Below are 12,095 nucleotides of genomic sequence, written 5' to 3'. Positions count from 1 at the left end.
GTCGGGCCCTGCGCCCATGCAGCCGGTGCACCATCCCTACGCCAGTGTGAACTGGATCAGGTTCGTCGGGTCACTGCGCTGCAAGCGCCAGCAGTATCTCAGCCCCTTGTCGGGACCCCCCGGGTGAGTGGGGCCAGACTGCGCCGGGGACACCGGGTTTGTCAACGGCAGCCGGACGGGAGGCTTGTGCGCCTTGCCTTCCCGCTGCTTCTTTCGGCGGGCCGATGTCGGCCTGAGCGACAATGCGCTGATGCCGGAAGTGGAAAAAACCTGTTCGGCATGGAACGGATGCCGATGAGAGATCGTTCTGCTCACGAGGATAATTGAATCCCCGCCCCAACCTCTTCCATGTCATTGGAGGTTTCATGCCAGACACGACAGCTTTGCCCAATCATCCGGACCGTCACAGGACCGTCTGGGGGGTCAAGATATTAGGTTGGATCAGCATCCTGCTCGGGGCGCTGATCTTTTGCCTGGGGACGTGGCTCATCCTGCTCGGTGGAAGCTGGTATTACGGGTTGGCTGGCCTGGGTCTGTTTGTGACCGGTGTCCTGCTTAACCGGTACATGATGGGGGCGGTCTGGGTCTATCTCGCGGTCTGGATCGGCACCGTGATCTGGGCGTGGTGGGAGGTCGGGACCGACTGGTGGGCGCAGGTGCCGCGCCTCGTGGCACCCACATTGATCCTCATCTTCGTACTGCTGTGCATTCCCGCGCTGTCGCGCCACGCTTCCAAGACATTCACATCGGCAGGTTCCACATGATGCGTCTTATCTCTTCCGCCCTTATCGCCTTGCTGGTCGGCGCGCTTTCGCTGCATGCGCAGCAGGCTCAGTCGCCCGATCCCGCCACGCCACCCGCGACAGTCGAACAGTCGGACCAGCTGCCACCCTCGGGGGCAGCAGACGACGACAGGGCCGCGCGGCCACAGCGGGAGGTCGGCGCGGACTGGCCCTTCTGGGGCGGAGACGCGCAGGCCACGCGGTATTCCCCGCTGAACCAGATCACCCCTGAAAACGTCGCGCAACTGGAAGAAGTCTTTACCTTTCACACCGGCGACCTGCCGGAGGGCACGGCGGAAGGAAAATATTCGCCCGAGGTCACACCGCTGAAGATCGGCGACGATCTGGTGATGTGTTCCGCGATGAACATCCTCATATCGGTCGATGCGGCCACCGGAGAAGAAAACTGGCGTTACGACCCCGGCGTCCCGAACGAGGCGATCCCCTATGGCGCCACCTGCCGGGGCGTGTCGGTCTACACCGATCCCGACGCCGGCGACGACGATCCCTGCGCAACCCGCGTGATCCAGGGGACGCTGGATGCCAAGCTGATCGCGGTGGACCTTGCCACCGGCAGCCCCTGCGAGGGCTTCGGCGAGAATGGCACCGTCGATCTTTGGCAGGGTATCGGCGAACGCGTTCCGGGCTGGTATGCCGTCACCGCCCCCCCGGCCATCGTGCGCGGGGTCATCGTGACCGGGGCGCAGGTCAAGGACGGCCAGGCCGAAGACGCGCCTTCGGGCGTGATCCGGGGCTACGACGCGGTGACAGGCGAACTGGCCTGGGCATGGGACCTTGCCGCGCCGGAGCAGAACCGCAACGGCCCGCCCGAGGGCGAGGTGTATACCCGCGGCACGCCGAACATGTGGACCACGGCTGTCGCCGACGAGGAGCTTGGATATGTCTACCTGCCGATGGGCAATTCCTCGGTCGACTATTACGGCTCCAACCGGTCCGACGCAGAGAGCGAATATGCGTCGTCGCTGGTGGCGCTCGATGCCACCACGGGCGAGCCTGTCTGGCATTTCCAGACCGTGCGGCACGATGTCTGGGATTACGACCTCGGCTCACAGGCGACATTGCTGGACTACGAGGGGACGCCTGCGGTGCTGCTGCCGTCCAAGCAGGGCGACATCTACATCCTTAACCGCGAGACGGGCGCGCCACTGACCCCGGTGGGGGAACTGACCGATCTTCCGAAAGGCGAGGTCGAACCAGACTTCATTTCGGATACGCAACCGGTCAGCGAATGGCACACATTGCGAAAGCCCCGGCTGGAGGAAAAGGACATGTGGGGTTTCACCCCCATCGACCAGCTGTGGTGCCGCATTCAGTACCAGCGGGCCAACTACGATGGCTTTTTCACCCCGCCTTCGACTGAACGACCCTGGATCCAGTATCCGGGCTACAATGGCGGGTCCGACTGGGGGTCGGTCGCGGTGGACACCGATCGCGGGATCATCGTGGCCAATTACAACGATGTGCCCAACTACAACCGGCTTGTGCCGCGGGACGAAGTCACCTCGCAGCCGATCAACGAACAGCAGGCCGGGGGCAAGACCGGCGCGAAAGCGGAAGGCGCCGCCGATCCGCAGGCCGGATCGCCCTATGGCATCAATGTGAATGCGGGCTGGCGCAACGACGTGACCGGCGTGCCCTGCACCCGTCCGCCATATGGCGGGATACGGGCCATCGACCTTGCGACCGGAAAGACCTTGTGGGACCGCCCGCTGGGCACCGCGCGCCGCAACGGACCGTTCGGCATTCCGTCGATGCTGCCCTTCGACATCGGCACGCCGAACAACGGCGGCTCGGTGGTGACGGCGGGTGGTCTGGTGTTCATCGCCGCCGCGACGGATAACCTGTTCCGCGCCATCGACATCGAAACGGGAGAGACCCTGTGGTCCACCGTGCTGCCCGCCGGTGGTCAGGCCAACCCCATCACCTACGAGGTGGACGGGCGCCAGTATGTCATGGTGACGGCCATGGGCCACCATTTCATGGAAACCCCTGTGGGCGACGAGGTGATCGCCTGGGCCCTGCCCAAGCAGTGACCCGCGCCCGCCGTCTGGCGCCGCGCGGCCGACCTAAAAGGCGTCCGACAGGATTGCGACGTAGCCTTCGGCGGGCAGTGGCACAGCGTTCTTGCGGCTTGAGGACGCGGCGCTGCCCTGTGCGGCCAGATCTTCGATGTGACCGAGCGCCAGCCCATGCGCCGACAACCGGGGCAGCCCCCGGTCGTTCATCCACTGCTCGAACCCGGACAGCGGACCCATGCCTGCCGCAGGAGGAAACGCCGCGTCGATTGCCGCGATGCAATACCTGATCCGGTCCCGTACCTCGGGCACCGCGTCGGCGTGTGCAAGGTTCGTCCGAAGGGTCGGCACCAGAAGCCTGCCGCAAAGCGCACCGTGCGGGGCACCCAGTCGCGCCCCGAGGACAGAGGCCAGACCATGCGCCGCGCCCAGCCCGGAGTTTGCCAGCGCGAGGCCGCTGGACAGGCTGGTCCAGCACATGTCCTCCCACGCGGTGGGGTCGTCCGCCGCATCGACGACCCCGCGCAACGCCCGCAGGCCCAGCGGGATCGCCGGGCCGCACAGTGCCGTGGTGAACGGGGTTGCGGCGTTGGAGGTGTAGCTTTCGATGACCTGGGTCACGGCGTCGAGACCGGAGGCGAGCGTGACGGACGCAGGGGCCGATTGCGCAAGCGCAGGATCGACCACGGCGATGTCGGGGATCAGCGCCGCCCCCCGAAGACTGATCTTGGCGCCTTTCGCGGGCACGTCGATCACGGCGTTGGCTGTCACCTCCGCCCCGGTCCCGGCGGTGGTGGGCAGCGCGATCAGGGAGATGTCGCGCCGCGCGGGCAGCGGCGGCAGATCGGCGAAATCCTCTGGCAGGGTCAGGCCGTGTTCGGCCAGTGCCGCCAGCGCCTTGCCCATGTCCAGGACCGCGCCGCCGCCGCATGCGATGACATGGGTCGGCGGGTCGAGCCCAGCCAGCGCCGCATTGACGTCGCCGATCCCCGGCTCGCCCCCGCAGGAGATCACGGTGATGTCATAACCCGCGCGGCGCAGCGTGGCCAGAACCGGTGCCGCCGCCCGACCGCTGCCGCCCTGAACGAACAGGATCCGCGCGGACCCCGGCCCCAGCAGGTCGGGCAGATCCGCCGAACGCCCGGTGCCGAAATGCACCGCCGTCGGGCAGGAAATGGCGAAGTGCCGTGCCGCTGACGTCACCTTCAATAGGCCAGCGTCGCATTGATCGCACGCTTCCAGTTGGCGTACTTGCGGTCCCGGGTCGCCGGGTCCATCGACGGCTCGAACTGCCGGTCCAGCGCCCAACCCTTGGCAAAGGCATCGCGGTCGGGCAGCACGCCCGCTTTCATCCCCGCCAGCCAGGCAACGCCAAGCGCCGTGGTCTCCAGCACCTGCGGACGGTCGACGGGGGCGTCGATGATGTCGGACAGGAACTGCATCGCCCAGTCCGAGGCGCTCATCCCGCCGTCGACACGCAGGACCGGATCGGCCCCCTGCCCGGTCCAGTCGGCGTGCATCGCTTCGAGCAGATCGCGGGTCTGATAGCCCACGCTTTCCAGCGCCGCCTTGGCCAGTTCCTTTGGCCCGGAATTGCGCGACAGGCCAAAGACCGCGCCACGGCAGTCCGGGTTCCAATAGGGCGCGCCGAGACCGGTGAAGGCCGGAACCAGCACAACGTCCTGCGCAGGGTCGGCGGTCTCGGCCATCGGTTGCGTCTCGGAGGCTTCGCGAATGATCTTCAGCCCGTCGCGCAGCCATTGCACGACCGCCCCGGCCACAAAGATCGACCCCTCCAGCGCATAGGTCGGCTTGCCGTCGAGCTGGTAGGCGATGGTGGTCAGCAGCCGGTTTTGCGACCGCACCGGGGTATCGCCGGTGTTCAGCAGGGCGAAACATCCGGTGCCATAGGTGGATTTCAGCATCCCCGGCTCAAAACAGGCCTGACCGATGGTCGCGGCCTGCTGATCGCCCGCGACGCCCAGGATCGGAATGGGCCGCCCGAAAAGGTCGCTGCGCGTCTCGCCAAAGGTGGCGGCGCTGTCACGCACCTCGGGCAGCATGTTCATGGGGATGTCGAACAGGTCGCAGATCGTCTGGCTCCACCGGCCTTTGCGAATGTCATAGAGCATGGTGCGCGCCGCGTTGGTGGCGTCTGTCACATGCGCAGCACCACCGGTCAGCTTCCAGATCAGATAGGTATCGACCGTGCCGAACAGCAGCTCGCCCCTTGCGGCGGCGTCGCGCGCGCCCTCGGCGTTGTCGAGGATCCATTTCAGCTTGGTCGCCGAAAAATAGGGGTCCAGCAGCAGTCCGGTGCGGTCCGCGAACATCTCGGCATGGCCTGCCTCGCGCAGGGTGCGGCAGAAGTCGCCGGTGCGGCGGTCCTGCCAGACGATGGCATTATGCACCGGTTCGCCGGTCCTGCGGTTCCAGACGACAGTGGTTTCACGCTGATTGGTGATGCCGATGGAGACGATATCCTTTGCGTCGATCCCGGCCCGTTCGATGACCTGACGGCAGGTTCCGGCGGTCGACGCCCAGAGGTCGCGGGGGTCATGTTCGACCCAGCCCGATTGCGGAAAGATCTGGGGAAACTCCTCTTGCGCGGTGGCGTGGAGGTTCAGGCCTTCGTCAAACAGGATCGCGCGGGAGGATGTGGTGCCCTGGTCGATGGAAAGAACGTATTTCATATCGTGTCCGGCAGATTGGAAAGTCTTTGAAATGGCATGGGGGGCCTGCGCCCCCCATACAGGTATCATGATGGGGACTTATTCCCAGGACTTGATCAGCTCATCGTAGGAGATGGTCTTGGGCTCTTCGTCCTCGTTTTCCAGCTTCGCCTTGGGCGAGCCTTCCATCGACAGCCACTCCTGCGGGTCCCTTTCCTCGTTCAGCTTCGGTCCGATGTCGCCCTGCACGCCTGCGCGTTCCAGACGCTCCATCACCCGCTCCTGATCCGCGCAAAGGGCATCAAGCGCCTCTTGCGGGGTCTTGGCACCGGACATGGCGTCACCGATGTTCTGCCACCAAAGCTGCGCCAGCTTGGGGTAGTCCGGGACGTTGGTGCCGGTGGGCGACCATGCCACACGGGCGGGCGAGCGGTAGAACTCGACCAGACCGCCCAGCTTGTCCGCACGTTCGGTGAAGCTTTCGTGCTGGATGGTGGATTCACGGATGAAGGTCAGGCCGACATGGGACTTCTTCACGTCCACGGTCTTGGAGGTGACGAACTGCGCATAGAGCCATGCCGCCTGCGCGCGGTCCACGGGCGTCGATTTCATCAACGTCCACGACCCCACGTCCTGATACCCGATCTTGGTGCCCTCTTCCCAGTATACGCCGTGCGGCGAGGGGGCCATGCGCCATTTGGGCGTGCCGTCCTCGTTCATCACGGGCAGACCTTCCTTGACGGTATCGGCGGTGAAAGCCGTGTACCAGAACATCTGCTGGGCGACGTTACCCTGCGCCGGGATCGGGCCGGCTTCGGAGAAGGTCATGCCCGCGGCTGCCGGGGGCGTGTACTTTTCCAGCCACTCGATGGCCTTGGTCACGGCATAGACCGCCGCGGGGCCGTTGGTCGCGCCGCCACGGGCCACGCAGGACCCGACGGGCTGCGACTGGTCGTTCACCCGGATGCCCCATTCGTCCACCGGCAGGCCGTTCGGCTCGCCCTTGGATCCGGCACCGGCCATCGACAGCCAGGCGTCGGTATAGCGCCAGCCCAGCGACGGGTCCTTCTTGCCGTAGTCCATGTTGCCAAAGACTTCGCCGTCGACACCCATGTGGCTCAGGTCGCGCCCGGTGAAGAATTCGGCGATGTCCTCGTAGGCCGACCAGTTGACCGGAACGCCCAGTTCATAGCCGTAAGCCTCCTGGAAGTCGGCCTTGTTCTTGTCGTCGTTGAACCAGTCGTAGCGGAACCAGTAGAGGTTCGCGAACTGCTGGTCTGGCAGCTGGTACAGCTTGCCATCCGGCGCCGTGGTGAAATCGGTGCCGATGAAGTCGGCCAGGTCCAGGCCGGGGTTGGTCACGTCCGCGCCTTCGCCCGCCATCCAGTCGGTCAGGTTGCGCACCTGCTGATAGCGCCAATGCGTGCCGATCAGGTCGGAGTCGTTGATATAGGCATCATAGACGTTTTCGCCCGACTGCATCTGCGTCTGAAGCTTTTCGACCACGTCGCCTTCGCCGATCAGGTCGTGCGTGACCTGGATCCCGGTGATCGCGGTAAAGGCGGGTGCCAGCACCTGGCTTTCGTAGGTATGGGTGGTGATGGTTTCCGACACGACGTTGATCGACATGCCCTGATAAGGCTCTGCCGCGTCGATGAACCATTGCATCTCCGCTTCCTGATCTGCACGGCTGAGCGCCGACATATCGCCGATTTCCTCGTCCAGGAATGCCTTGGCCGCGTCCATGTCGGCAAAAGCCGGACCACTGAACATGCCAAGTGCCAGCACAACGGCGGTACTTGATTTCAGATTGAGTTTCATCTTTTCCTCCCAGTTTTCGAAACTACGCTTGATCTTATGCAGCCGGACGACAGCCCGGCGGCGGTCGAACCACATTGTCTAGACCCAGCGAAACACCGCCGCTGCATAGACAAGGCAGACAATCAGGGCATACGGCTGGTTTGCCCCGACAATTCCGAGCCATGCCAGATTGATAAAGGCGCTGCCCAGAAGTGTGATGAAAAGACGATCGCCGCGCGTCGTCTCCATGCCCAGAACGCCACGGCGCGGCGTTTCGGGAAACTTGATAGCGAGAAAGGTGAAGGTGATCAGCAGCGACGCGATGATGATGAAGAAGATCGCGGTCGGCCATGTCCAAGCCATCCAGTCCATGTTCAGGTCCCTCCATTCGAGACGTCGATGCGACCGCGCGCCATTCCGCCCTGCGCCGACGCCGGGATGGCAGGCGAAAGGATCAGCGCAGGGGCCGTATATGTCAGTTTGCGCGGGGTCACGGGTAGAACTCGCACCATGCGTCGTAGATCCAGCCGCGGAACTTCACCGCCTTGCCGTTCCTGGCGCCGTTCTCGACGTAAAGCCAGTTGCCCTGGCCGCCGTAGACGAATGCAGCATCGCCGTTATAGAGGCTGCCGATCTGCTGGTACTTGCTGCCGGGACCCGTGCGCAGCGCCAGAAAACCGTCGCCATTGGGGTCCAGCCCCTTGATCAGACAGCCGGTGTCGGTCGGGCCGCGGTTGCCCGGTACGACGATGTTCTGAGCCGATGCGGTGGACGCCAGCGCCCCCAGAACAGCCAGCGATATCAGTGTTTTCTGCATCAAACCCTCCCCAGGGCAAAGCCCTTGGCGATATAGTTGCGGACAAAATAGATCACCAGCGCACCCGGCACGATGGTCAGGATCCCCGCGGCGGCGAGCACGCCCCAGTCGATGCCGCTGGCGCCCTGTGTCCGTGTCATGATGGCGGCGATGGGTTTCGCGTCCACCGTGGTCAGGGTCCGGCTCAGCAGCAGTTCGACCCAGGAAAACATGAAGCAGAAGAACGCCGCGACGCCGATCCCGCTTGCGATCAGCGGCATGAAGATCCGCACGAAGAAGCGCGGAAAGGAATAGCCGTCGATATAGGCGGTCTCGTCGATCTCCTTGGGCACGCCGCGCATGAACCCTTCGAGGATCCAGACCGCCAGCGGCACGTTGAACAGGCAATGCGCCAGCGCCACGGCGATATGCGTGTCGAACAGCCCGACCGAGGAATAGAGCTGGAAGAACGGCAGGGCAAAGACCGCGGGCGGCGCCATGCGGTTGGTCAGCAGCCAGAAGAACAGGTGCTTGTCGCCCATGAAGTGATAGCGCGAGAACGCGTAGGCGGCGGGCAGCGCCACGGCAAGGCTGATGACGGTGTTCATCACCACATAGATCAGCGAATTGACGTAGCCCATGTACCACGCCGGATCGGTCAGGATGGTGCGGTAGTTGTCCAGCGTCAGGTCGCGCGGCCAGAGCGTGAAACTGTTCAGGATCTCCGTGTTGGTCTTCAGGCTCATGTTCAGCAGCCAGTAGATCGGCAGCAGCAGGAACAGCAGGTAAAGCGTCATCACCACGGCGGAGCCGCTGGGGCGCGGGAACCGGCGGGTTTTCACATTGGCCCTGGATGCGGTCACGTCCCCGGGGATCGGGGCTGCGCCGGGGGCGGAGGTTGTGTCGCTCATGTGCACGCTCCCTTGGTGGCGGCGGTGAGGCTTAGCTTGCGCATCTGGTCAGCTCTCCTTCGCGTCGAGGGTGGTCATCACCGTGTAGAACACCCACGAGATCAGCAGGATCACGAGGAAATACATCAGCGAGAACGCGGCGGCAGGGCCGAGGTCGAACTGCCCCAGCGCCATTTTCACCAGGTCGATGGACAGCAGGGTTGTGGCGTTGCCCGGCCCGCCGCCGGTGACGACGAACGGCTCCGTATAGATCATGAAACTGTCCATGAAGCGCAGCAGGATCGCGATCATCAGAACGCCTGCCATCTTGGGCAGTTCGATAAAGCGGAACACGGCCCAGCGGCTGGCCTGGTCGATCTTGGCCGCCTGATAATAGGCATCGGGGATCGACTTCAGCCCGGCAAACGCCAGCAGCGCCACCAGCGATGTCCAGTGCCAGACGTCCATCACGACGATGGTGGCCCATGCGGCAATGGTGTCCTGGGTGTAGTTGTAGGAAATGCCCAAAGCGTCCAGCGTGTACCCCAGCAGACCGATGTCCACCCGGCCGAAGATCTGCCAGATCGTGCCGACGACGTTCCACGGGATCAGCAGCGGCAACGACATCAGCACCAGGCAGAAACTGGACCAGAAGCCGCTTTTCGGCATGTTCAGCGCCACAAAGATACCCAGCGGAATCTCGATCGCCAGGATCACGCCGGAAAAGATCAGTTGCCGGCTGAGGGCGGACCACATGCGGTCGCTGTCGAGCATTTCCTCGAACCACTCAAGGCCCGCCCAGAAGAATTCGTTCTGCCCGAAGGTGTCCTGAACCGAATAGTTGACCACCGTCATCAGCGGGATCACGGCAGAGAAGGCCACCAGGATCAGCACCGGCAGGACGAGAAACCAGGCTTTTTGATTGACTGTCTTGTTCATGCCGCCACCCCTTCCTTGCGCCAGTCGTCGACATAGACGTTCACATGATCCGGCGCGAAGGTGATATGATTCATATCGGCCGAAATCTCCTGCCCCTCGGCGGCGACAATGCTGATTTCCCTGCCAAAGAGATCGGCGCGGACGATCTTGTGCCGCCCCACGTCTTCGACCCGGCGCACCCTGACCGGCAGGCCATCGCCCCGGGTCAGGGTCACGAACTCGGGCCGCACACCCAGGGCGACATCACCCGTCAACGTGCCGTAGTTCTGCTGCAGGGCCAGCGGGGTCCCATTGACCACCGCCTGCGTGCCGGAGACGTCGGCGGGGATCACGTTCATCCCCGGCGAGCCGATGAAATAGCCGACGAATGTATGTTCGGGCCGCTCGAACAGTTCTTGCGGGGTGCCGATCTGCACCACGCGACCATCGTACATCACCACCACCTTGTCGGCAAAGGTCAGCGCCTCGGTCTGGTCGTGGGTGACATAGATCATCGTGTGCCCGAATTCATGGTGCAGCGATTTGAGCTGCGTGCGCAGTTCCCACTTCATATGCGGGTCGATCACCGTCAGCGGCTCGTCAAAGAGCAGCGCATTCACGTCCTCGCGCACCATCCCGCGGCCCAGGCTGATCTTCTGCTTGGCGTCCGCCGTCAGCCCCCGCGCCCGGCGGTTCAGCTCGTCCTCCATCCCGATCATCTGCGCGATCTTCTGCACCCGCTCGGCGATATAGGCCGGCTGCTCCCCGCGGTTGCGCAGGGGAAAGGCCAGATTGTCCCGGACCGTCATCGTGTCGTAGACCACCGGAAACTGGAACACCTGCGCGATGTTGCGCGCAGCGGTGGTGGCATCCGTGACGTCCTTGTCATCGAACAGGATACGGCCCTGGCTGGGATGCAGCAGGCCCGAGATGATGTTGAGCAGCGTGGACTTGCCGCAGCCCGAAGACCCCAGCAGCGCATAGGCCTCGCCGTCCGTCCAGACGTGGTTCAGTTCCTTCAATGCAAAGTCATCCTCGCCCTTCGGGTTGGGCAGGTAGGAATGGGCGAGGTTGTCGAGGGTGATTTTTGCCATGTCCCGTTCCTCAGGCTGCCAGCGCGTAGGACGCCGGTGCCACCAGCTCGCCCGTTTCGCTGAAGATGTAGATATGACGCGGCTCCAGATAGACCGGCAGCGTGCTGCCCAGTTTCAGGTCGTGGACGCCGTGGATCAGCCCGACCCACCTGCGCCCCGCGTAATCGAGGTGGACAAAGGTTTCCGATCCGGTCAGCTCGGTCACGTTGAGCCGGGTGTCGAACATGATGCCGCCGGTCGCGGGCTGGGACAGTTCGACGTGGTTGGGGCGGAAACCGGCGATGTAGCTGCCGTCGGCAAGGTCCGCCAGCGGCCCTTCGGCCACCGCGGTCTGTCCCTTGCCGAAGGTCAGTTCGCCGCCCCGCTTGGTCACGTCGAGGAAATTCATGGGCGGATCGCTGAAGACCCGCGCCGTGGTTGCATCCACCGGCTGGCGGTAGACCGTGGGCGTCGGGCCGAATTGCGTCACCCGACCCTCCCAAAGGGTCGCGGTGTTGCCGCCCAGCAGCAGCGCCTCCTCCGGTTCGGTGGTGGCATAGACGAACACGGCGCCGGATTGTTCGAAGATCTTGGGGATCTCGACGCGCAGTTCCTCGCGCAGCTTGTAGTCGAGGTTGGCCAGGGGTTCGTCCAGCAGGACAAGCCCGGCGTTCTTGACCAGCGCGCGGGCCAGCGCGCACCGCTGCTGTTGCCCGCCCGACAGCTCCAGCGGTTTGCGGTCAAGCATCGGCTCAAGCTGCATCAGCGCGGCGGCCTGTTTCACGGCCGTGTCGATCTCGGCCTTCGACTTGCCCATCAGCCGCAGGGGCGAGGCGATGTTGTCGTAGACCGTCATCGACGGGTAGTTGATGAACTGCTGGTAGACCATGGCGATCCTGCGGTCCTGCACCCGCATCCCGGTGACGTCCTTGCCCTCCCACCAGACCTGGCCGCCGGTCGGCATGTCCAGCCCGGCCATCAGGCGCATCAGTGATGTCTTGCCCGAAGACGTAGGGCCAAGGAGCACGTTCATCGTGCCCGCCTCCAGTGTCAGGTCTGTCGGGTGGATATGGGTTTCACCGTTCACCACCTTGGACACGCCTTTGAATTCCAGCGTCATCTTAACCT

11 protein-coding genes and 1 riboswitch are annotated in these 12,095 nt (G+C 64.1%); of the genes, 2 read left to right on the top strand and 9 right to left on the bottom strand.

Annotated features, from left to right (window positions below; genetic code table 11):
* Positions 1-15 precede the first annotated feature (15 nt).
* Positions 16-132: riboswitch (TPP riboswitch) on the bottom strand.
* 233 nt (positions 133-365) lie between these two features.
* Positions 366-764: a glucose dehydrogenase gene (locus FIU94_RS19990; protein WP_152467572.1), complete on the top strand. Its 399-nt coding sequence runs from the start codon at positions 366-368 to the stop codon at positions 762-764.
* A complete protein-coding gene (locus tag FIU94_RS19985; RefSeq protein WP_152467571.1) occupies positions 761-2,836 on the top strand; it encodes a pyrroloquinoline quinone-dependent dehydrogenase in 2,076 nt (691 codons plus the stop codon). Before FIU94_RS19990 ends, FIU94_RS19985 begins: the two co-directional genes overlap by 4 nt.
* Positions 2,837-2,869: 33 nt before the next feature.
* Here the strand turns inward: FIU94_RS19985 and FIU94_RS19980 are convergent, their stop codons facing one another.
* The 9 genes from FIU94_RS19980 to FIU94_RS19940 form a co-directional block, all read right to left on the bottom strand.
* On the bottom strand, positions 2,870-4,021 hold the full coding sequence (locus tag FIU94_RS19980; protein ID WP_254702716.1) for an iron-containing alcohol dehydrogenase: 1,152 nt from the start codon (positions 4,019-4,021) through the stop codon (positions 2,870-2,872).
* A 2-nt stretch (positions 4,022-4,023) separates the two neighbouring features.
* Positions 4,024-5,511: a glycerol kinase GlpK gene (gene glpK, locus FIU94_RS19975; RefSeq protein WP_152467569.1), complete on the bottom strand. Its 1,488-nt coding sequence runs from the start codon at positions 5,509-5,511 to the stop codon at positions 4,024-4,026.
* Between the two features lie 78 nt (positions 5,512-5,589).
* Positions 5,590-7,311, bottom strand: a complete 1,722-nt coding sequence (locus tag FIU94_RS19970; protein ID WP_152467568.1) for an ABC transporter substrate-binding protein — start codon at positions 7,309-7,311, stop codon at positions 5,590-5,592.
* Between the two features lie 78 nt (positions 7,312-7,389).
* Positions 7,390-7,662: a DUF2160 domain-containing protein gene (locus FIU94_RS19965; RefSeq protein WP_152467567.1), complete on the bottom strand. Its 273-nt coding sequence runs from the start codon at positions 7,660-7,662 to the stop codon at positions 7,390-7,392.
* Between the two features lie 118 nt (positions 7,663-7,780).
* Positions 7,781-8,107, bottom strand: a complete 327-nt coding sequence (locus FIU94_RS19960; RefSeq protein ID WP_152467566.1) for an SH3 domain-containing protein — start codon at positions 8,105-8,107, stop codon at positions 7,781-7,783.
* The gene (locus tag FIU94_RS19955) at positions 8,107-8,997 is read right to left on the bottom strand and encodes a carbohydrate ABC transporter permease (RefSeq protein ID WP_172975982.1); all 891 of its coding nucleotides are present in this window, start codon (positions 8,995-8,997) and stop codon (positions 8,107-8,109) included. The genes FIU94_RS19960 and FIU94_RS19955 overlap by 1 nt, the downstream gene beginning before the upstream one ends.
* A gap of 48 nt (positions 8,998-9,045) precedes the next feature.
* Positions 9,046-9,915 (bottom strand): carbohydrate ABC transporter permease, encoded by an 870-nt coding sequence (locus FIU94_RS19950; RefSeq protein WP_152467565.1) that lies wholly within the window; start codon positions 9,913-9,915, stop codon positions 9,046-9,048.
* Entirely contained in the window at positions 9,912-10,988 is a 1,077-nt protein-coding gene (locus tag FIU94_RS19945) for an ABC transporter ATP-binding protein (RefSeq protein WP_152467564.1), read from the bottom strand. Before FIU94_RS19945 ends, FIU94_RS19950 begins: the two co-directional genes overlap by 4 nt.
* 10 nt (positions 10,989-10,998) lie before the next feature.
* A complete protein-coding gene (locus tag FIU94_RS19940; RefSeq protein WP_152467563.1) occupies positions 10,999-12,087 on the bottom strand; it encodes an ABC transporter ATP-binding protein in 1,089 nt (362 codons plus the stop codon).
* Between the last annotated feature and the right edge of the window lie 8 nt (positions 12,088-12,095).

Origin of the sequence: Sulfitobacter sp. THAF37, assembly GCF_009363555.1 — a bacterium.
In the GTDB taxonomy this organism is placed as follows: domain Bacteria; phylum Pseudomonadota; class Alphaproteobacteria; order Rhodobacterales; family Rhodobacteraceae; genus Sulfitobacter.
Note: the sequence above shows the minus strand (reverse complement) of the source record. Positions and strands in the feature narration are given on the sequence as shown.

Excerpts from the sequence above, each read along its gene's own strand:
- FIU94_RS19990 (WP_152467572.1), top strand. The coding sequence starts at position 366 with ATGCCAGACACGACAGCTTTGCCCAATCATCCGGACCGTCACAGGACC.
- FIU94_RS19985 (WP_152467571.1), top strand. The coding sequence starts at position 761 with ATGATGCGTCTTATCTCTTCCGCCCTTATCGCCTTGCTGGTCGGCGCG.
- glpK (WP_152467569.1), bottom strand. The coding sequence starts at position 5,511 with ATGAAATACGTTCTTTCCATCGACCAGGGCACCACATCCTCCCGCGCG.
- FIU94_RS19970 (WP_152467568.1), bottom strand. The coding sequence starts at position 7,311 with ATGAAACTCAATCTGAAATCAAGTACCGCCGTTGTGCTGGCACTTGGC.
- FIU94_RS19965 (WP_152467567.1), bottom strand. The coding sequence starts at position 7,662 with ATGGACTGGATGGCTTGGACATGGCCGACCGCGATCTTCTTCATCATC.
- FIU94_RS19960 (WP_152467566.1), bottom strand. The coding sequence starts at position 8,107 with ATGCAGAAAACACTGATATCGCTGGCTGTTCTGGGGGCGCTGGCGTCC.
- FIU94_RS19955 (WP_172975982.1), bottom strand. The coding sequence starts at position 8,997 with ATGAGCGACACAACCTCCGCCCCCGGCGCAGCCCCGATCCCCGGGGAC.
- FIU94_RS19950 (WP_152467565.1), bottom strand. The coding sequence starts at position 9,915 with ATGAACAAGACAGTCAATCAAAAAGCCTGGTTTCTCGTCCTGCCGGTG.
- FIU94_RS19945 (WP_152467564.1), bottom strand. The coding sequence starts at position 10,988 with ATGGCAAAAATCACCCTCGACAACCTCGCCCATTCCTACCTGCCCAAC.
- FIU94_RS19940 (WP_152467563.1), bottom strand. The coding sequence starts at position 12,087 with ATGACGCTGGAATTCAAAGGCGTGTCCAAGGTGGTGAACGGTGAAACC.